This is a genomic window from Pseudomonas sp. 21LCFQ010, from assembly GCF_024129905.1.
Lineage (GTDB): Bacteria > Pseudomonadota > Gammaproteobacteria > Pseudomonadales > Pseudomonadaceae > Aquipseudomonas.
In genome coordinates, this window is record NZ_JAMYDZ010000007.1 from 134,859 (window position 1) to 154,026 (window position 19,168).

Below are 19,168 nucleotides of genomic sequence, written 5' to 3' on the forward strand. Positions count from 1 at the left end.
GGCAAAGCGCTGGCTGTGCCCGATGGTCACTGAAAGCGGGTAGAATGCGGTTTTTTTCCACCTGCGGGGGTGCGCCTTGCGCGAAATCGTCCTGATCAACATTACTGGTGAAGACCGTCCCGGTCTCACTGCGGCCATTACCGGCGTCCTCGCCCAGGGTGGCGTGAACATTCTCGATATTGGTCAGGCTGTGATCCATGACACTCTGTCGTTTGGCATTCTGGTCGAAATCCCGGGCACCGACGAAGGCTCATCGGTCCTCAAGGACGTGTTGTTCACCGCCTACAAGCTCGACCAGCAGGTGCGCTTCACTGCCGTGTCGGAACAGGACTACCAGCGTTGGGTTGAAGGCCAGGGCAAGGCGCGGCACATCGTGACCCTGCTGACCCGCAAGGTCACGGCCGAGCAGTTGCAGTGTGTCAGCTCGATTACCGCCCGCTACGGGCTCAATATTGACCATATCGACCGTTTGTCCGGGCGTATGCCGCTCGACACCCCGGCGGATCAGGGCAAGGGTTGCATCGAGTTTTCGGTGCGCGGCGAACCGGCGGACCTCAAGGCCATGCAGGCCGAGTTTCTCAGTGTTGCTCAGGCGCTGAATGTCGACATCGCGTTCCAGCAAGACTCGCTGTTCCGGCGTAATCGGCGCCTGGCCGTGTTCGACATGGACTCGACCCTGATCGAAGCCGAAGTCATCGACGAACTGGCCAAAGCCGCCGGCGTGGGTGAGCAGGTTTCGGAAATCACCGAGCGGGCCATGCGCGGCGAACTGGATTTTCGCGCCAGTTTCAAAGAGCGTCTGGCGCTGCTCAAAGGCCTGGATGTCAGCGTGCTCGACGAAATCGGCGCTTCGCTGCGTCTGACCGAGGGTGCCGAAACGCTGTTCGCGGAACTCAAACGGCTGGGCTACAAAACCGCGATTCTGTCGGGCGGCTTTACCTACTTTGCCCGTCAATTGCAGGAAAAGCTTGGCATCGACTATGTATTTGCCAACGAACTGCAAGTTGAGGATGGCCGGGTCACCGGTGTGGCCGTCGAGCCTGTCGTCGATGCGCAGCGCAAGGCTGACCTGCTGCGCGAGCTGGCGCACAAGGAAGGCTTGAGCCTGGAGCAGACCATCGCCGTGGGCGACGGTGCCAACGACCTGCCGATGTTGGCCATTGCCGGTCTGGGCGTGGCATTTCGTGCCAAACCGCTGGTCAAACAATCGGCCAAACAGGCCATCTCGACCCTGGGGCTGGATGGGGTTCTCTACCTGCTGGGCTTGCGCGACCGCGAAGGGCGTAACTGAGGCGGGCTTGAGGTCAAGGGCTTTGGCGGCGAAGGTGGCTGAGCGATCTTCGCTGCTGAAGCAGCGCCTACAGGCTGCCCCACAACGATTCGAACTCTTCCCCGATCTTTTTCTCGGGCGCCGCTGATTTCGGCGCCTCGAAGACCTGATATTCAAACTGGTTGTAGCTGGCGCTAGCAATATGCCGGGTTTTAAGCGCTGCGCGCTTTTCTTCGCCATTGATGTTGATCAGTACTTTGCTGTCTTCCTTGAATGGCAGACGTGGCGCCAGCATCAAGGGTGGTTTGCTCATGGCGCGCACCTCCGGCAGCATCAGGCTGCGCAGGTACTGGCTGTTCTGCTCTTCACGGATCAATTGCATGCCGCATGGCTGGGCAAATGGAGCGATCAGTTCAATCCCCATCTGGGTACCGCCGCTGCGTACCTGGCGTACCCAGCGCACGATGGCGATACTCCAGTTTTGCGCGCTTTCGTCCTGAATGCCGACCAGCTCACCGGCTTGCAGTTGAGTTGGCACTTCTTTGTGCCAGGCCAGGCAATAACCCCCCGGGCTGTGATTGACGATGCTTAGCTCGAACATCGGAAAGTCGTGTTGCGCGTTGCCGGGGTCATGGTCGGCGTCGACCTGCGGGTATTCGATTTCCTCGAACGGCAGCAAAGTCGACGAGGTGCCGCCACGGTGGGCATCAAACGCCTGCGACCATGGGTCGTCACTGTTCTCATTGGCGACCTTGAGGGTGAAGTCGGCGGCCTGGATCACGGCGGGCAACTGCAGCAGTTCGCTGAACGACTTCTTGCCGGCCAGGTAGTAATGCAGGGCGCTCATGCCGATGCAGATCTTCAGCGTGCCGTGCCCGGCCATGCGCTGGAAGGTGCGCTCGGCGACATCACCCCAGGCGGCTGCCAGATGCTGGATCAGGTCTGTGCTGACGCCCGGCGGTACGCTCAGGCCGGATTGCGAGCGTTGTTCGGCGGGCAGCTCCAAATACTGCTCCAGGGTCACGGCCAGGGCCAGCGGGTTGATACCCAGCAGGCGCGGCAACAGCTGCTCATCGAACAGGGTGCGATACAGCGGCGGCTTGTCGGCGGCTGGATCCAGGGCGAACAACGTGCCTGGTTCGTTGGCTGCCTGCAGTTTGACCATGCTGCTCCAGGCCTCAAGCACTTCGCCCAGCTTGCCAATATTGAGCTGGCGCATCTGGTTGCAGCGTGAGCTGCCCATCATCAGCGAGATGATGTAGGTCTGCTCAATGCTCAACTTGCGAACATGGACGGCCTGTGGCTCGTTGACCGGCATCTGGTGCAACTGATACTGGCGGGCGATCTGATAGATCTGGTGCAGCTCAAGCCACAGCCCGTCCTGCACCGGGCAATACAGCTGGCTGGCGCGAATCAGCGGGCCGCTCAGGCAATGTGCAGCACGTTGCAGCGCGGTGGTCAGCAGCGTGCTGTTTTCGCGCGTGTAGCGCGGCGCGATGCTGTTGATAATCAGCTTGTAGCCGGTGGCCAGGTGGTTCTGCAGCGCCTGGCACAGGTTGGCGACCTTGCGCGGGCGCTCGTCCAGAACGATGGCCTGGTTGAGGAAGTGGCGCTCCAGGTGCTTGCAGACGAAATAGACCTCCGGACGCAGCTCTTCGAGCAGCAGCAGGCGGTTATCGCTGGAGGTCAGCAACTGGTTGAGTTCGCTCAAGCCCTGATACAGCTGGCGGGCCATTTCGCCCAGGTTTGCCTTGGGCAGGGTCGAGATCCAGCGTTTCAGGTCGCGGGGGTTGGCTTCACAGAATGTCAGGCTCGACTGAGTCGGCGCAGAAACGCGCAACAGCAGCGGAAAGCTCATATTACTCATGTGACAGGCAACTCCCTCGTGTTGATGGCCTGAACGGTGGCGTCAGATTGATAAGGTGCCAATGCGTCGAGGGGGAGAGCGCTGGGCAATATCAATAGACTGCGAAGTGTCCTACAACACCGATGGGTCGACTTTAACAGCATCGGCCTGCGCCCGCAGCTTAATCTGGCACAGGGCCATGACCTTATGATTAATCCCGCCGCAATAGGTTGCATGGACACCGCTGTCGGCCAGGCACGATCCTGGCCGGCAGCCACGATCACGCCTGGTCGGCGCGACCCAGAGCCTGGCCCATGCGTACCGCTGAGCCGGCCGTCAGGGTTTCGGCCCATTTCACCTGCTCAGGGCCGAACAGTACGATGGCTGTGGAGCCCAGCTTGAAACGGCCCATTTCGGCGCCTTTTTCCAGCTGGATTGGCGCCCGTGCCGCTTCGTCGTAGCGCACGCTCTTGAGCTGGCGCTTGGGTGGCGTGACCAAGCCTGCCCAGACAGTTTCTACCGACGCTACGATCATCGCGCCGACCAGCACTACTGCCATCGGGCCGCGTTCGGTATCGAATACGCAGACTACCCGCTCGTTACGGGCGAACAGCTCAGGTACGTTTTCGGCGGTGGTCTGGTTGACCGAGAAAATGCGCCCTGGCACATAGACCATCTCGCGCAGGGTGCCGGCCAGTGGCATATGAACGCGATGGTAATCCTTGGGCGACAGATAGACGGTGGCGAACTGACCGCCCATGAACGGCGCAGACAGCAGCGGATCGCCGCCAAGCAGCTCCAGCACGCTGAAACTGTGGCCCTTGGCCTGGAAAATCCGGCCTTGTTCGATCGGACCCAACTGGCTGATGGCGCCGTCGGCCGGGCACAGGATTGCCCCGGGGGTGTCGTCCAGAGGGCGAGCATCGGGTTTCAGTGCGCGTGTGAAAAACGCGTTGAAGTTTTCATAGGCCGTCAGGTCTTCGACCTGGGCCTGAGACATGTCTACCTGATAGCGGCGGGCGAACCAGGCGGTGAATGCGTTCTTGAACCAGCTCACCTTGCATTCGGCCACACAGCCAGCCAGGCGTGACAGCAGGTGGTGGGGCAGCAGGTACTGGCTCAGGATAAACAGACGCTCTTTCATTGATATTCCTAACAGCTTGATGGGGCCTGCGCGGGGCAGGCCGTAGGTTCATTGCTCCACAGGCGTGTCGGGGTGGTTGCCCCATTCGCTCCAGGAGCCGGCATAGGCCTTGACTCGCGGGTAGCCCAGTGCTTTGGCGGCCAGATAGGTAAAGCCTGAGCGGCGATGGCTCTGGCAGTGGGTGATGATTTCCTTGTCCGGGGTGATACCCAGTGCTTCCAGGGTCTGGCGCAGATCGGTACGAATGCGCAGCTGACGCTCTTTGTCCATGCCAGCGGTCCACTCGAAGTTGATCGCGCCGGGAATGTGTCCGCCTTTGGCCGCCAGCACTTTGCTGCCGGTAAATTCCTCGGGCCCGCGGGCATCCCAGATCGCAAGATCGGCAGCACCCAGGCGGCTCTGCAGGTATTCGCGGGTGGCGGTGGGCGCGCTTTGCAGGCTCAGGCTCACTGCGCTGTGGCGGGTGGGCGATGCTTCACTGGACAGCGGTAGCCCGGCGGCCTCCCAGGCCAGCAGTCCGCCATTGAGGTAGTGGTAGCGGGAGTGGCCGATGACGTCCAGCAGCCAGATAAACCGCCCGGCCCAGCCACCGCCTTCATCGTCGTAGACCACGTATACCGCATCGCTGCGGTGCCCCAGTTCGCCGAACAGGCGCTCCAGATCGCTCAGCGCAGGCGCAAGGCCCGGAGCGGGAGGCTGGCCCAGCTGGGTGCGCTTGGGCTCGATGAAGCAGGCGCCGGGAATGTGTCCTGCGTCATAGCGGGCCTGATTGGTCAGATCGACAAGGATCAGCTCCGGCGCCTCCAGGCGAGGCTGCAGGTCACTGGCTTCAATAACCAGTGGCAAGTCGTTAAACACGGACATTTCCAGCCTCCCTTCATGAGCAAAGGCGTGGATTGTAGCCCAGAGCCGGAAAGGCCTGCACGCCGATAAGACAGTCTGAACCTGTCAGCCCCGCCAGCGATCACACAGGTTTCGCCCGGCCGGTGCTTTTGAGCTGGGTAAAGTTGACCAGGGCACGTTCCACACACTGCGCCGTCTTGGCGAATGCCTGTACGGTGATCTCCGACATCGGGCTGCCACCTTGGTCGGCAATCGCCAGGATCAGCACTTTGCCGTTGCAGCTCAGCGAGCGGATCAGTAAGTGCTGGCCCTTGAACAGGGTCTTGAAGGCCGGCGGCAGCAAGGCTGCGAACTGTGCGTGGTTGGCCGGTGTAAGACGCAGTTGGGTCGGCTGGGCCAGCAGTCGTTCCAGTACCTTGCTGTCTTTGATCTGAAACTGTAATGCGGCATTTTCCGCACCCAGGCCGGCCAGTTGATGCACGCGCAGCAGGCCAGTGTTCTTGTCCGGCATCAGCAGCATGACCCGCTGCATGCCGCTCGCCACCAGCGCATCGCGGGCGGTGCTGATCAGGTGCATGGCGTTGTTGAACGGGGAGGGCTCGACCAGCATGTCGGCGCACAGTTTGCGCCAGCGTTGCAGGTCATCGGCAGAAGGTGCGGCAGCGGGTTCATGGCCATTGCTGATGCGCCGAAAATCCCACGGCCACAGCAGCGCCTGGGCGGGATGCCAAAGATCGTCCGCCGCATGCTGGCGAGCGCTGCTGGCAGCGTTCTGGTGTACCTGTTGCTGGGTCTGGTCCATTGACTGTTGCAGGTACAGACTGCTCAGCAGTTCCCAGCGCAGGCAGTGCGGGCTGTTCCAGGCCTGCTGTGCGGCCAGCGCCAGGCCATTACCCATCAATACCGTATTGGCTGGCTGGTTGAACCAGCGTTGCAGATCGGCGTTGGCATCCATGTCGCGCTGCTGTTGCAGCGGGTCGTGATTTTCCCTGGCGATACGCAGCGCCTTGACCCATTCGCGGCGCTCTTTGATCAGTACGGTATAGCCACGCGTGACCCAGACCGGCAGGCGCCAGACCGTGGCCAGTGCCTGGCACAAGTCCAGCAGCTTGACGCCGAACAATTCAAGCTCGACCGTGCGGCTTGATTCGCCTTTATGAATGACCCGCAGTTCCCATTCTTCCAGCAGCTTGGGGTGGGCCAGCGCCAGTGGCCAGAGCGGTGCGAGGAACAGCAGGCTGCCCAGATGAATATCCTGCCAGAGCCGCGCCAGACGGCTGGCGAACAGGCCATTGGCCTGTTGGGTGGCATGCTGGCTGATCAGAATCAGTTGACGGTAAGCCTGGGGGACTTCCTGCGCCTGTTTGGCCGGCAGGCGATTAAGCAGCACTTCGGTGCGGGCCAGGCCCAGGCGATTGAGCGCCACTTCAAGACTCTCGGCCGGCTCTGTGATGCCATGGCTGTGCTGGTTGGCCTCGCGCAGCACGCTCAGCACCAGCGCCGGGCTGTCTTGCATCATGTCGGCAATATCACGCAACGAACGACGGCTGTCGTTCAGTGCGGCGCGCACACGGGCGTGATTGGCCTGTGCAACGGGCAGGGCAAGATCATCCAGTTGTTTGACCCAGGCTTCAAGTGTCTTGGGGCGTGGGAGGTGCGATGTGCTGGCTATCGGCATACGGAAGGCCTGTGCGGCTGAGATCGTTCAGCAGTGGATACGCTTTTTCATATATGGATGCGTCATGTATTGTTACACCCTGTTTCGATAGCAAAACAGGTTTTTCACGGCAACAGCCTATAGTCTGGCTCAGGCGGGCCGATAAGCAGAACAACAGTTTCATGAATCACCGCACATCTCCCTGAACCCGACTCAACAAGTATTTGTACCTATGGCCAAAATCATCGGCATCATTGTCGTTTTCGCGAGCGTTCTCGGCGGATACATGCTATCCCACGGTCAATTGGCAGCGCTGTTCCAGCCATTTGAAATCGTCATCATTGGTGGTGCAGCGCTGGGCGCCTTTCTGCAGGCCAACCCTGGCCATATGACCATGCATGTGTTCAAAAAGTCGCTGAAGATGTTCAGCACTCGCTTCACGCATGCCTATTACCTCGAAGTGCTGGGTCTGGTGTACGAGATTCTCAACAAGAGCCGCCGCGAAGGCATGATGGCCATCGAAGGGGACATCGAAGAGCCGGCTTCCAGTCCGATCTTCGCCAAGTACCCTGGCGTACTCAAGGATGAGCGCATGACCGCCTACATCTGCGATTACCTGCGCATCATGTCGTCCGGCAACATGGCTCCTCACGAGCTTGAAGGCCTGTTCGACATGGAACTGTTGAGCATGAAGGAAGAGCTTGAACATCCTTCCCACGCCGTGACCGGCATTGCCGACGGTATGCCCGGTTTCGGTATCGTGGCCGCGGTACTGGGTATCGTGATCACCATGGCCATGCTGGGAACCGGTGACAAGGCCGCCATCGGCCAGCACGTGGCGGCGGCACTGGTCGGTACCTTCTTCGGTATCATCGCGGCGTACGGCTTCTTTGGTCCGCTGGCTTCTTGCCTGGCGCACGATGCCAAGGAAGAAATGAACGTCTACGAGTCGATCAAGGCGGCTCTTGTGGCCTCGGCTTCCGGCATGCCGCCATCACTGGCCGTCGAGTTCGGTCGCAAGGTGCTTTACCCCGCCCACCGCCCCAGCTTCAGCGAGCTGGAACAAGCCGTACGTGGTCGCTAAACCATGGAAAATAATCAGCCAATAATCGTCAAGCGCGTCAAGCGCTTTGGCGGGGGGCACCACGGCGGTGCCTGGAAGATCGCCTTTGCTGACTTTGCGACAGCAATGATGGCGTTCTTTCTGGTGCTCTGGCTGTTGTCGGCTGCGACTCCGGAACAACTGGTGGCCGTGGCCGGTTACTTCAAGGACCCGGTCGGCTTCAGCGACAGTGGCTCGCCCTATGTCATCGACCTGGGCGGCTCGCCGGAAATGTCTCCTAACCAGACCCTCAACCCCGAGGTCAAGAGTACGCCGAGCCCGGACACCGTGCCGATCGAGGCCGAGTCTGCCGAAGCCAAGGCCGAGCAGGTCGAGCAGGAACGCATGGAAATGCTCCTGCTGGAGTTGCAGAACAAGATTGAAGAGAGTCCGGAGCTGCAAAAGTTCAAGGACCAGATCCTGCTGGAGATCACTCAGGACGGTTTGCGTATCCAGATTGTCGATGCCGATAACCGGCCAATGTTCGACTCCGGCAGTGCGCGGCTCAAACCTTACTTCGAAGACATCCTGCTGGCGATGTCTGACACCATCAAGGCTGTGCCGAACAAGATCAGCGTCAGTGGTCATACCGATGCCAAGCCGTTTGCCGGTACCGGTGAGTTCGGCAACTGGGAGCTGTCGGCCAACCGCGCCAACGCTGCCCGTCGTGCGCTGATCGCCGGTGGCTACCCTGAGCAGCAGGTGGCACGAGTGGTGGGGTACGCGTCCTCGGCGCTGTTCGATCGCCAGCATCCGCTGAACCCGGTCAACCGGCGTATCGATATCATCGTGCTGACCCGCAAGGCCCAGCAGCGTATGGATGGTGACCAAGGCAGTGCGCCGCCGGTCAATCCAGCCCCGGCGGCACCGGGTGCTGCGGCGCCTGGAGCCGCTGCGCCTGGCGCGGCGAACGGCAGCCAGGCGCCGGCCGTGCTGCCGCATGAGGTTCGTGAACGGGTCAATATCTTCGATCAGGGGCCGCTCAGGGCACCGGGTAGCAACCCGTAATCTGCCTGGCTGTCAGGCCGCCCCTGTAGCGTGCAGCAGGGGCGGCTGGCAGCTTTGCTGCGCCAGTCTCAGTATTCGTCTTGCGGCAGACTGGCCAGGATCGAGCGGTAGCTGTGCATCCGTTGCGGATGGATGCGGCCTTGTTCCAGCGCATTGAGCAGCGCACAACCCGGCTCGCGGTCATGCTTGCAGTCGCGAAAGCGGCATTTGCCCAGCAGATCATTGAACTCGATAAAGCCGGCCTCGACGTCGTCCCGGCTCACATGCACCAGGCCAAATTCGCGGATACCCGGCGAGTCGATCAGATCACCGCCGCCCGGGAAGTGGAACAGGCGTGCGGTGGTGGTGGTGTGGGTGCCTTGTCCGGAAAACTCCGATAGCGGCCCGACCCGGGTGCCGACTTCCGGCAACAGGCTGTTGACCAGCGATGATTTGCCGACCCCGGACTGGCCGACAAATACACTCACTTTGCCATCCAGTTGCTGTTGCAACTGCTGCATGCCATCGCCCTGATGGGCAGATACTTCGAGCACCGGATAACCCAGGCCGCGATACACCGACAGCAGGTCGTTGAGTACCACGCTGTTGTGTTCGTCGATCAGATCAGCCTTGTTGAGCAGCAGCAACGGGTGGATGCCGGCATGTTCGGCGGCGACCAGGTAGCGATCGATCAGGTTGGCATGCGGCTCGGGCATCGGCGCGAAGACGATGACGATCAGGTCGACGTTGGCCGCGACCGGCTTGAGCAGCCCGCGGCTGTCAGGGCGGCACAGTTCGGTGCTGCGCGGCAGTTGCGCGACAATCACGCCAACGCCCTGATTGCCGGCCCGCCACACCACTTTGTCGCCAGTGACCAGTGCCGGCAGGTTGGCGCGCAGGTAGCAGCGGTAGGTCTGGCCGCGATGCTCGCCGTCCTGGGCCTCGACTTCGACCTGCACACCGAAATGAGCAATCACCTGGCCGAACTCTTCCGGGCCCAGGTCGCCGCCTTCCAGAATCTCCAGCGCCTGGGTCTCACGTTTGGCGGCGCGAGCGGCGCGTTCGCCCTGGATCTTTTCGATGCGCCAGTTCTGGCGGCGGTTGAGTTGGCGTTTGGCCATGGGATTCCCGGTCAATGAGCTCGAACGCGCGATACTAGCATGCCGACGCTGAGCTAAACTGCGCGCCTATGCTGAGGAGCCAATATATGCAAAGCAAGAGCAACCTGATCTGGATCGATCTGGAAATGACCGGCCTGGACCCTGACAACGATGTAATCATCGAAATGGCCACCATCATCACTGACAGCGAGCTCAATACCCTGGCCGAAGGCCCGGTGATTGCGGTGCACCAGAGTGACGAGATTCTGGCCGGCATGGATGAGTGGAACACCCGTCAGCATGGCGGCTCGGGGCTGACTCAGCGGGTCCGTGAGAGCACCATCGACAGCGCCCAGGCCGAGGCCCTGACGCTGGCGTTCATCAAGCAATGGGTGCCGGAGCGCAGCTCGCCGATCTGCGGTAACAGCATCTGCCAGGACCGGCGCTTCCTGTACCGGCACATGCCAACGCTGGAAAACTACTTTCACTACCGCAACCTTGACGTTTCGACCCTCAAGGAGCTGGCGGCCCGCTGGTCGCCAGAGCTGAAGTTCAAGAAGGGCAGCACTCACCTGGCACTGGACGATATCCGCGAATCCATTGCTGAGCTGCGTTTTTACCGCGAAAACTTCATCAAGTAAGCACGCTGCTTCAAGCGCGCAGTCAACAAAGCCCTTTGCACCCTTTCAGTGCGTCGGGCCGCCGGGTAGACTGCGCGGCTTTGTCGCAGGGGGTAACGCCATGTTGTTGATGCTGTATCTGATGGCGATTACCGCCGAGGCCATGACCGGCGCGTTGTCCGCAGGACGGCGGGGCATGGACTGGTTTGGCGTGGTGCTGATTGCCTGTGTCACTGCGTTGGGTGGTGGCTCGGTGCGCGATGTGCTGCTTGGTCATTACCCTCTGACCTGGGTGAAACACCCCGAATATCTGGTACTGACCAGCGTCGCGGCGCTGGTGACGATCTTCATCGCGCCGCTGATGCGGCATCTGCGCTCGCTGTTTCTGGTGCTCGATGCCGTGGGCCTGGTGGCTTTCACCCTGATTGGCTGCCTGACCGCCCTGGAAACAGGGCACGGTATGCTGGTCGCTTCGGTCTGTGGCGTGATCACCGGAGTGTTCGGCGGCATTCTGCGCGACATCTTCTGCAACGATATTCCGCTGATCTTCCGCCGCGAGCTCTATGCCAGCGTGTCCTTCCTTGCTGCCTGGTGCTTCCTGGCTTGTCGCTACCTTGGCGTGTCAGATGAGCAGGCGATCCTGATTACCCTGTTTGGCGGCCTGCTGATGCGGCTGTTGGCGATCCGCTTCAAATGGGAAATGCCCAAGTTCGTTTACAAGGATGACCACTGAACGCAGCTCCTACCCCGCAGGGCGTGCTGCTCTATGGCCCATTCGACATGCTCACGGACCAGTTCTGACGGGTGCTCACGTCGTGCCTCCAGGGCCTGCAGCACGCTGATGGTCGAGGGCGCGTTACCCAGCCCGACGGCCAGGTTGCGCAGCCAGCGCTCATAGCCGGCGCGGCGCAGGGGCGAGCCTTCGGTGCTGCTGAGAAAGCGCTCTTCGTCCCACATGAACAGCTCGGCCAGCCCGGCATTGTCGAGGTTATGGCGCGGCTGGAAATCGCTTTGCTCGGTGGGTTTGGCGAAGCGGTTCCATGGGCAGACGATCTGGCAGTCATCACAGCCGAATACCCGGTTACCGATCAGTGCTCGCAACTCGACAGGAATGGCGGTTTTCAGCTCGATGGTCAGGTAGGAAATGCAACGCCGGGCATCGAGCACATACGGGCCGACAAACGCTGCCGTCGGGCAGATGTCCAGGCAGGCGCTGCACCGGCCGCAATGCTCGGTGGCGTGGGGCGGGTCCACCGGCAGCGGCATGTCGACGAACAGCTCGCCAAGAAAGAAGAAACTGCCGGCCTTGCGGTTGAGTACCAAAGTGTTCTTGCCGATCCAGCCCAGCCCGGCCTGTTCGGCAATGGCTTTTTCCAGTACCGGGGCGCTATCGACGAAGGCCCGGTAACCGAACGGGCCGATCGCCTGCTGAATGCGCTCGGCCAGTTGCTGCAGACGTTTGCGCACCAACTTGTGGTAATCGCGGCCCAGCGCGTAGCGCGACACGTAGGCTTTTTCCGGTTCAGCCAGGCGTTGGGTCATCTCGCTGTCGCCTGGCAGGTAGTCCATGCGCAGCGACACCACGCGCAAGGTGCCAGGCACCAGTTGCTCGGGATGGGAACGTTTGCTGCCATGCGCGGCCATATAGTCCATCTCGCCGTGGTAGCCCGCGTCGAGCCAGCGCTCCAGATGCTGTTCATGCTCCTTGAGATCAAGACCGCTGATGCCGACCTGCTGGAAGCCCAGTTCGCGGCCCCAGGTCTTGATCGACAGGGCAAGTTCGGCGAGTTCGTCGCCGGTCAGTTGTTCGGTAGTGGCGGGCATGCGAAAGGAGAAAATAAGACCAAGGTGCGTATAATTCTGCCAGATATCGGAGCCCACACACGCATGCCAGATACTCAAAGCCATTTACCCGACGCGCTGTACACCGCTGAACAGGTCCGTGACCTCGATGCGCGGCTGATTGCCGCCGGCACGCCAGGTCTGGAGCTGATGCAGCGTGCGGCCCGCGCGACCTGGCGTGCAGTGCGCCGGCGCTGGCCCGAGGCGGGCGTGCTGACGGTGCTGGCCGGGCATGGCAATAACGCCGGCGACGGGTATCTGGTGGCACAGCTGGCGCATCAGGCCGGTTGGGTGGTGCGGGTTCTGGCGGTGGGTGATCCGGCTGCTCTGCATGGCGATGCCGCCACGGCTCATCAGCAGGCTCGCGCAGCGGGTGTCGAAATCCTCCAGTGGCTGGGCCAGCCGCTGGTCGGTGTGGTAGTTGATGCGCTGTTGGGCACCGGGCTGCGCGGCGAGGTGCGTGAGCCCTATAAAGCGGCTATTGAAGCCATCAATGCGGCGGACCTGCCGGTGGTTGCGGTGGATATCCCCTCCGGTCTGAGTGCTGACACGGGGCAGGCGCTGGGCTGCGCCGTGTGCGCCGATCTGACCGTGACCTTTATCGCTCTGAAGCTGGGCCTGTTCACCGGCGATGCGGCCGATCATCTCGGGCAACTGCTGTGTGAAGATTTGCAGGCTGACCCGCAGTCGCTCAGCCAGACGCCGGCCACCGCGACACGGCTTGACAGCGCCAACCTGGCAACTCTGGCGCCGCGCCCGCGTACTGCGCACAAGGGGCAGTTCGGCCGGGTACTGGTGGTGGGCGGTGATCACGGCTTTGGCGGCGCCGCGCTGTTGAGCGCCGAAAGTGCATTGCGCAGCGGCGCCGGGATGCTGACCCTGGCAACCCGCGCTGAACACGTCACGGCTGCGCTGGTGCGCATGCCGGAAATCATGAGCGCCGGGATTCATTCGGCCAACCAATTGACCGGGTTGGTCGCTGCCGCTGATGTGCTGGTGGCAGGTCCTGGTCTGGGGCAGGGCAGTTGGGCACGCAGCCTGCTGTCTGTCGTTGCCGGTGCCGACACGCCGCAGGTGTGGGATGCCGATGCGCTCAACCTGTTGGCGGCCGACCAGGTCAGGCTGCCGTCGGGCTGTGTCATCACCCCGCACCCTGGTGAGGCGGCACGGTTGCTGGGTGTCACGACGGCCGAAGTGCAGGCCGACAGGCCCGCAGCGGTTCGCCGTCTTGCAGAACAGTTCAAGGCTGTTTGCGTGCTCAAGGGCAGTGGCAGCCTGATTGCCGATCCGCAGGGGCGCCTGGCGCTCTGTGATCGGGGGCATCCAGCCATGGCCAGTGCCGGGCTGGGCGATGTGCTGTCCGGTCTGATCGGTGCCCTGTTGGCGCAGCACATGCAACCATTCGAAGCGGCTTGCCTGGGCGTCTGGCTGCATGCCAGGGCCGGTGAGCTGGCAGGCCTGGAGGGGCGTGGGCTGCTCGCCAGTGACCTGATCGTGATCATTCGTCGCCTGTTGGAGGAGCTGCAACCGTGTCTGAAGTAACCCTGCAGGTAGATGGCGAAGACGCCATGGTGGCATTGGGCGCGCAGCTGGCGCAGCTCACTGCGGCAAAGGGTGTGATTTTTCTCGAAGGTGACCTGGGCGCAGGCAAGACCACCCTGTCACGCGGACTGATCCGCGGCCTGGGTCATGAAGGGGCAGTCAAAAGCCCGACCTTTACCCTGGTCGAACCCTATGAAATCGGCGCGCTGCGGGCTTTTCATTTCGACCTGTATCGGCTGACCGACCCTGAAGAGCTGGAGTACATGGGCATCCGCGATTACTTCGCCGATGATGCACTGTGCCTGATCGAATGGCCGGCCCGTGGCAAGGGGTTTTTGCCAAAGCCCGACCTGACCATTACCATTACGCACCAGGGTGCCGGTCGTACGGTGACCCTCAACCCGCAAGGCCCGCGTGGCGAACGCTGGTGCGCGGCCCTGGCCTGATGAGCCAGGCAGAATTCACAGAGAACTTTTACTGATATGGGGATGAATATGCGCATGCGCGCGCCGCTGGCGGTGCTTGGTTTGCTGTTGATGGCCATGGCCGTCGATGTGTGGGCGGCCGCGACCCAGGTGCGCAGTGTCCGCCTGTGGCGCGCCCCGGACAACACCCGGCTGGTCTTTGACCTGTCGGGGCCGGTGCAGCACAGCGTATTCACGCTGACCGCTCCGGATCGGCTGGTGATCGACATCAATGGTGCGACCCTGAGCGGGCCATTGAACGTGGCGACCGCCAATACGCCGATTACCAGTGTGCGTTCGGCGCAGCGCACCCCTACGGATTTGCGCGTGGTCGTTGACCTGAACAAGGCTGTGACCCCCAAGAGTTTTACCCTGGTCCCTAACCAGCAGTACGGCAATCGTCTGGTGGTCGACCTGTTCGACAACGCCGCCGATGCCAACCCGCCGCCGAGCCTGCCGGAGACCACAGTGGCCACTGCGCCAGCGGTACCGATCAGCCCGGCCAAGCCCGATGTCAAGCTCACTCCGGTCCCCAGCGGCAAGCGCGACATCGTGGTGGTGATCGATGCCGGTCACGGCGGCGAAGACCCGGGAGCCTCGGGCGGCAAAGGGCAGATCGAGAAGCATGTGGTGCTGTCGATCGCCAAAGAGCTGCAGCGCCAGATCAGCGCGGAGAAGGGCTACCGGGCCGAGTTGACCCGCACTGGCGACTACTTCATTCCGCTGCGCAAGCGTACCGAGATCGCCCGCGCCAAGGGGGCTGACCTGTTCGTGTCGATTCACGCTGACGCCGCGCCGTCCAAGGCGGCGTTCGGCGCCTCGGTGTTCGCTTTGTCCGATCGCGGCGCAACATCGGAAACCGCACGCTGGCTGGCCGACAGTGAAAACCGTTCCGACCTGATTGGCGGTGCCGGTGCCGTGAGCCTTGACGACAAGGACCGAATGCTTGCCGGTGTGCTGCTTGACCTGTCGATGACCGCCTCGCTGTCGTCGAGCCTGAACGTCGGGCAAAAGGTCTTGAGCAGCATCGGCCGGATTACGCCGCTGCACAAATCCCGTGTCGAGCAAGCCGGCTTCATGGTGCTCAAGTCACCGGATATCCCGTCGATCCTGGTCGAAACCGGCTTTATCTCGAATGCCAACGAGGCCAGCAAGCTGACCACCACTTCGCACCAGCAGGCGCTGGCCCGTTCGATCAACGCCGGGGTCAAGCAGTTCTTCCAGCAGAACCCGCCGCAGGGCACCTACATCGCCTGGCTGCGTGATAACGGTAAACTGGCTCGGGGGCCGCGCAACCACGTCGTACGCTCCGGTGAAACCCTGGCCATGCTTGCTGCGCGCTATGAGATGAGCATGGCGACCCTGCGCAGTGCCAACGGGCTCAAGACTGACGATCTGCGCATTGGTCAGGACCTGCGAATCCCCAGCGTCGAGGTTGCCACCCAGCCATGACGGATCTGCTTGTCGACGACCAACCCGCACAGGACGCTGCAAGCGTTTCTCCTGCGGCGCGTATCCAGTTGCTCAGCCCGCGCCTTGCCAACCAGATTGCTGCCGGTGAGGTGGTCGAACGCCCGGCCTCGGTGGTCAAGGAACTGCTGGAGAACAGCCTGGATTCCGGTGCCCGGCGCATTGATGTCGATGTCGAGCAGGCCGGCGTCAAGCTGCTCAAGGTGCGTGATGACGGCCGAGGCATTGCGGCGGATGATCTGCCGCTGGCGCTGGCCCGCCACGCGACCAGCAAGATTCGCGAGCTCGACGACCTTGAGCGGGTGATGAGCCTGGGCTTTCGTGGTGAGGCGCTGGCGTCGATCAGTTCGGTGTCGCGTCTGACCTTGACTTCCCGAACCCGTGACGCCGATCAGGCCTGGCAGGTCGAAACCGAAGGTCGTGAGATGAACTCCAGGGTCCAGCCATCGGCGCACCCGGTGGGCACATCGGTCGAAGTGCGTGACCTGTTTTTCAACACCCCGGCACGGCGCAAGTTTCTCAAGGCCGAAAAAACCGAATTCGATCATTTGCAGGAAGTCATCCGGCGCATGGCGCTGGCGCGTTTCGACGTGGCCTTCCACTTGCGCCACAACGGCAAAAGCGTCCTGAGCCTGCATGAAGCCCATGACGACACGGCCAAGGCGCGGCGTGTCGGGGCCATCTGTGGTCCGGGTTTTCTGGAGCAGGCGCTGCCGATTGATATCGAGCGCAACGGCCTGCACCTGTGGGGCTGGGTCGGCTTGCCGACCTTTTCGCGCAGCCAGGCCGACCTGCAGTATTTTTTCGTCAATGGCCGTGCGGTGCGCGACAAGCTGGTTGCCCATGCGGTGCGGCAAGCCTATCGCGACGTGCTATTCAATGGTCGTCATCCGACCTTCGTGTTGTTTTTCGAGGTCGATCCGGCAGCAGTGGATGTCAACGTCCACCCGACCAAGCATGAAGTGCGTTTTCGTGACGGACGCATGGTCCATGACTTCCTGTACGGCACCCTGCACCGGGCGCTGGGCGATGTAAGGCCGCAGGATCACCTGCCCGAGGCGCAACCCGAGGCACCGATCCAGCGGCCGAGCGGTCTGCAGGCTGGCGAGTTCGGGCCACAAGGCGAGATGAGCCTGGCTGCGCACGCGCTGGAGCGCCCGCAAGGCCAGGCTTATGGCGCGCCGGCAGGTGGCGCAGGGGCCGCTGGCGGCGGTTCTGGCGGTTACCAGTATCAGTACACGCCGCGGCCCAGTTCCAGCCTGCCGACTGCTGAGACCCAGAACGTCTACCGCGAATTCTATGCGCCACTGGCCGGCGCCGCGCCGGCGTCTGAGGTGGCGTCGCTGCCGGAGTCAAGCGGCGACATCCCGCCGCTGGGCTATGCCCTGGCGCAGCTCAAGGGGATCTACATCCTGGCCGAAAATGCCCATGGTCTGGTGCTGGTGGATATGCATGCCGCGCATGAGCGGATCATGTATGAACGCTTGAAGGTGGCGATGGCCCATGAAGGTCTCAGTGGTCAGCCGCTGTTGGTGCCTGAGTCGATTGCGGTCAGTCAGCGCGAAGCCGATTGCGCCGAGGAACACCTGGATACCTTCCGGCAGCTGGGCTTCGAATTACAGCGGCTGGGGCCGGAAAGCCTGGCGATCCGGCAGATTCCGGCGCTGCTCAAACAGGCCGAGGCCAATCGGCTGGTCAGCGACGTGCTGGCCGACCTGATGGAGTACGGCACCAGTGACCGGGTCCAGGCACACATGAACGAGTTGCTTGGCACCATGGCGTGCCACGGCGCGGTACGTGCCAACCGGCGGCTGGCGATCCCGGAAATGAACGGTTTGCTGCGTGACATGGAAAATACCGAGCGCAGTGGCCAATGCAACCACGGGCGGCCCACCTGGACCCAGATGGGCCTGGATGATCTGGACAAACTTTTCCTGCGCGGTCGTTGAATGAATGCTTTACCTGCGGCCATCTTTCTCATGGGGCCAACCGCTGCGGGCAAGACTGATCTTGCCATTGAACTCACCAGGGTCCTGCCTTGTGAACTGATCAGCGTCGACTCGGCACTGGTCTATCGCGGCATGGACATCGGCACGGCCAAGCCGTCGAAGGCGCAACTGGCCGAGTTTCCACACCGTTTGATTGACATTCTCGATCCCTCGCAAAGCTACTCGGCAGCCGATTTTCGCCGCGATGCTCTTGAGGCCATGGCTGAAATTACCGCGCGCGGCAATATTCCTTTGCTGGTCGGCGGCACTATGTTGTATTTCAAGGCTCTATTGGAGGGGCTGGCCGACATGCCGTCCGCCGATGCCGGGATACGCGCACAGCTTGAAGCCCAGGCGCAGGCTCACGGGTGGCAGGCGTTGCATGACCGGTTGGCCGAGGTGGATCCGGTGTCGGCGGCGCGTATTCATCCCAATGACCCGCAGCGGTTGATTCGCGCGCTGGAGGTTTATCTGGTCAGTGGAATGAGCATGACGGCGCACCGCGAGCAACAAATTGCGCAAAGTGCCGAAGGATCAGCATCGGGACAGGGACAATTGCCCTATACTGTCGCCAGTCTTGCGATAGCTCCGGCTGATCGCAAGGTATTGCATGACCGCATTGCCTTACGTTTTGTGCAAATGCTGGAACAGGGATTTCTGGACGAAGTACTGGCACTGCGCTCAAGAGGCGATCTGCACGCAGATCTGCCGTCCATCAGAGCCGTCGGTTATCGCCAGGTCTGGGATCATCTGGATGGCAAGCTTACACGTGAAGAGATGCAGGAACGCGGCATCATTGCCACGCGCCAGTTGGCCAAGAGGCAGTTCACCTGGCTACGCAGCTGGAAGAACCTGCACTGGCTTGACAGTCTGGATCGCGACAATCTGCCACGCACCTTGAAATACCTGGGATCGGTCTCCATATTGGACTGAGTCCCTGCAATGGCTGTCTATCCTTGGGGGGTGGCGGTCCAAGCCAATCGAATTCGTTTTACTATTATTGATCCTTAAAGGAGTGCGGCACATGTCAAAAGGGCATTCGCTACAAGACCCTTACTTGAATACCTTGCGCAAAGAGAAGGTCGGCGTTTCGATCTATCTGGTCAACGGTATCAAGCTGCAAGGTACGATCGAGTCGTTCGATCAGTTCGTCATTCTGCTGAAAAACACCGTCAGCCAGATGGTGTACAAGCATGCTATTTCCACTGTTGTTCCGGTCCGTCCAATCCGCCTGCCAAGTGCTACCGATGAAGCAGGTGATTCCGAGCCTGGTAACGCCTGATAGGAGCCTGC

Annotated in this window: 17 protein-coding genes; 11 read left to right on the forward strand and 6 right to left on the reverse strand. The window is 61.7% G+C overall.

Annotated elements, in window-relative coordinates:
* Nucleotides 1–76 precede the first annotated feature (76 nt).
* Nucleotides 77–1,291, forward strand: coding sequence for a phosphoserine phosphatase SerB (serB, locus tag NJC38_RS11025; protein ID WP_045486800.1), 1,215 nt, complete (start codon nucleotides 77–79; stop codon nucleotides 1,289–1,291).
* Between the two features lie 67 nt (nucleotides 1,292–1,358).
* On the opposite strand, the gene NJC38_RS11030 is transcribed toward serB, so the two are convergent.
* From NJC38_RS11030 to NJC38_RS11045, 4 genes are all read right to left on the reverse strand, one after another.
* The gene (locus NJC38_RS11030) at nucleotides 1,359–3,137 is read right to left on the reverse strand and encodes a molecular chaperone (protein WP_253114518.1); all 1,779 of its coding nucleotides are present in this window, start codon (nucleotides 3,135–3,137) and stop codon (nucleotides 1,359–1,361) included.
* A 259-nt stretch (nucleotides 3,138–3,396) separates the two neighbouring features.
* Nucleotides 3,397–4,266 (reverse strand): archaetidylserine decarboxylase, encoded by an 870-nt coding sequence (gene asd, locus NJC38_RS11035; protein ID WP_231906582.1) that lies wholly within the window; start codon nucleotides 4,264–4,266, stop codon nucleotides 3,397–3,399.
* 42 nt (nucleotides 4,267–4,308) lie between these two features.
* Entirely contained in the window at nucleotides 4,309–5,124 is an 816-nt protein-coding gene (locus NJC38_RS11040) for a rhodanese-like domain-containing protein (protein ID WP_045486804.1), read from the reverse strand.
* A gap of 100 nt (nucleotides 5,125–5,224) precedes the next feature.
* On the reverse strand, nucleotides 5,225–6,781 hold the full coding sequence (locus NJC38_RS11045) for an HDOD domain-containing protein (RefSeq protein ID WP_253114532.1): 1,557 nt from the start codon (nucleotides 6,779–6,781) through the stop codon (nucleotides 5,225–5,227).
* 211 nt (nucleotides 6,782–6,992) lie between these two features.
* On the opposite strand from NJC38_RS11045, the gene motA reads away from it, so the two are divergent.
* Nucleotides 6,993–7,844 (forward strand): flagellar motor stator protein MotA, encoded by an 852-nt coding sequence (motA, locus tag NJC38_RS11050; protein WP_045486806.1) that lies wholly within the window; start codon nucleotides 6,993–6,995, stop codon nucleotides 7,842–7,844.
* Nucleotides 7,845–7,847: 3 nt separating this feature from the next.
* A complete protein-coding gene (motB, locus tag NJC38_RS11055) occupies nucleotides 7,848–8,870 on the forward strand; it encodes a flagellar motor protein MotB (RefSeq protein ID WP_045486807.1) in 1,023 nt (340 codons plus the stop codon).
* Between the two features lie 68 nt (nucleotides 8,871–8,938).
* Here motB and rsgA read toward each other — a convergent pair whose 3' ends face one another.
* Nucleotides 8,939–9,970 (reverse strand): small ribosomal subunit biogenesis GTPase RsgA, encoded by a 1,032-nt coding sequence (rsgA, locus tag NJC38_RS11060; RefSeq protein WP_045486808.1) that lies wholly within the window; start codon nucleotides 9,968–9,970, stop codon nucleotides 8,939–8,941.
* Between the two features lie 86 nt (nucleotides 9,971–10,056).
* Between rsgA and orn the strand changes: the two genes are divergently transcribed.
* Together orn and NJC38_RS11070 are read left to right on the forward strand one after the other, a co-directional pair.
* Nucleotides 10,057–10,590 (forward strand): oligoribonuclease, encoded by a 534-nt coding sequence (orn, locus tag NJC38_RS11065; protein ID WP_045486810.1) that lies wholly within the window; start codon nucleotides 10,057–10,059, stop codon nucleotides 10,588–10,590.
* Between the two features lie 100 nt (nucleotides 10,591–10,690).
* Nucleotides 10,691–11,302, forward strand: a complete 612-nt coding sequence (locus NJC38_RS11070) for a trimeric intracellular cation channel family protein (RefSeq protein WP_045486812.1) — start codon at nucleotides 10,691–10,693, stop codon at nucleotides 11,300–11,302.
* Here the strand turns inward: NJC38_RS11070 and queG are convergent.
* Complete coding sequence (gene queG / locus NJC38_RS11075; RefSeq protein ID WP_253114539.1) at nucleotides 11,284–12,393, reverse strand: tRNA epoxyqueuosine(34) reductase QueG; 1,110 nt, start codon at nucleotides 12,391–12,393, stop codon at nucleotides 11,284–11,286. The two genes, NJC38_RS11070 and queG, sit on opposite strands and share 19 nt — an antisense overlap.
* Before the next feature lie 63 nt (nucleotides 12,394–12,456).
* On the opposite strand from queG, the gene NJC38_RS11080 reads away from it, so the two are divergent.
* The 6 genes from NJC38_RS11080 to hfq all read left to right on the forward strand — a co-directional run bounded on the left by NJC38_RS11080 (nucleotide 12,457) and on the right by hfq (nucleotide 19,157).
* Entirely contained in the window at nucleotides 12,457–13,953 is a 1,497-nt protein-coding gene (locus NJC38_RS11080) for an NAD(P)H-hydrate dehydratase (RefSeq protein ID WP_253114541.1), read from the forward strand.
* A complete protein-coding gene (gene tsaE, locus NJC38_RS11085; protein ID WP_253114551.1) occupies nucleotides 13,941–14,399 on the forward strand; it encodes a tRNA (adenosine(37)-N6)-threonylcarbamoyltransferase complex ATPase subunit type 1 TsaE in 459 nt (152 codons plus the stop codon). Before NJC38_RS11080 ends, tsaE begins: the two co-directional genes overlap by 13 nt.
* A gap of 48 nt (nucleotides 14,400–14,447) precedes the next feature.
* Nucleotides 14,448–15,869 carry an N-acetylmuramoyl-L-alanine amidase gene (locus NJC38_RS11090; RefSeq protein WP_290447220.1) on the forward strand — a complete coding sequence of 474 codons (1,422 nt, stop codon included), beginning with the start codon at nucleotides 14,448–14,450 and terminating at the stop codon, nucleotides 15,867–15,869.
* Nucleotides 15,866–17,836, forward strand: a complete 1,971-nt coding sequence (mutL, locus tag NJC38_RS11095; protein WP_253114560.1) for a DNA mismatch repair endonuclease MutL — start codon at nucleotides 15,866–15,868, stop codon at nucleotides 17,834–17,836. Before NJC38_RS11090 ends, mutL begins: the two co-directional genes overlap by 4 nt.
* On the forward strand, nucleotides 17,837–18,808 hold the full coding sequence (gene miaA / locus NJC38_RS11100) for a tRNA (adenosine(37)-N6)-dimethylallyltransferase MiaA (protein ID WP_045486821.1): 972 nt from the start codon (nucleotides 17,837–17,839) through the stop codon (nucleotides 18,806–18,808).
* Nucleotides 18,809–18,899: 91 nt separating this feature from the next.
* Nucleotides 18,900–19,157, forward strand: coding sequence for an RNA chaperone Hfq (gene hfq, locus NJC38_RS11105; RefSeq protein ID WP_045486823.1), 258 nt, complete (start codon nucleotides 18,900–18,902; stop codon nucleotides 19,155–19,157).
* Nucleotides 19,158–19,168: the final 11 nt, after the last annotated feature.

Coding starts and splice junctions, on each gene's coding strand:
- motB (WP_045486807.1), top strand. CDS start 7,848: ATGGAAAATAATCAGCCAATAATCGTCAAGCGCGTCAAGCGCTTTGGC.
- mutL (WP_253114560.1), top strand. CDS start 15,866: ATGACGGATCTGCTTGTCGACGACCAACCCGCACAGGACGCTGCAAGC.
- NJC38_RS11090 (WP_290447220.1), top strand. CDS start 14,448: ATGCGCATGCGCGCGCCGCTGGCGGTGCTTGGTTTGCTGTTGATGGCC.
- NJC38_RS11045 (WP_253114532.1), bottom strand. CDS start 6,781: ATGCCGATAGCCAGCACATCGCACCTCCCACGCCCCAAGACACTTGAA.
- NJC38_RS11080 (WP_253114541.1), top strand. CDS start 12,457: ATGCCAGATACTCAAAGCCATTTACCCGACGCGCTGTACACCGCTGAA.
- orn (WP_045486810.1), top strand. CDS start 10,057: ATGCAAAGCAAGAGCAACCTGATCTGGATCGATCTGGAAATGACCGGC.
- hfq (WP_045486823.1), top strand. CDS start 18,900: ATGTCAAAAGGGCATTCGCTACAAGACCCTTACTTGAATACCTTGCGC.
- motA (WP_045486806.1), top strand. CDS start 6,993: ATGGCCAAAATCATCGGCATCATTGTCGTTTTCGCGAGCGTTCTCGGC.
- miaA (WP_045486821.1), top strand. CDS start 17,837: ATGAATGCTTTACCTGCGGCCATCTTTCTCATGGGGCCAACCGCTGCG.
- NJC38_RS11040 (WP_045486804.1), bottom strand. CDS start 5,124: ATGTCCGTGTTTAACGACTTGCCACTGGTTATTGAAGCCAGTGACCTG.
- queG (WP_253114539.1), bottom strand. CDS start 12,393: ATGCCCGCCACTACCGAACAACTGACCGGCGACGAACTCGCCGAACTT.
- NJC38_RS11030 (WP_253114518.1), bottom strand. CDS start 3,137: ATGAGTAATATGAGCTTTCCGCTGCTGTTGCGCGTTTCTGCGCCGACT.
- rsgA (WP_045486808.1), bottom strand. CDS start 9,970: ATGGCCAAACGCCAACTCAACCGCCGCCAGAACTGGCGCATCGAAAAG.
- NJC38_RS11070 (WP_045486812.1), top strand. CDS start 10,691: ATGTTGTTGATGCTGTATCTGATGGCGATTACCGCCGAGGCCATGACC.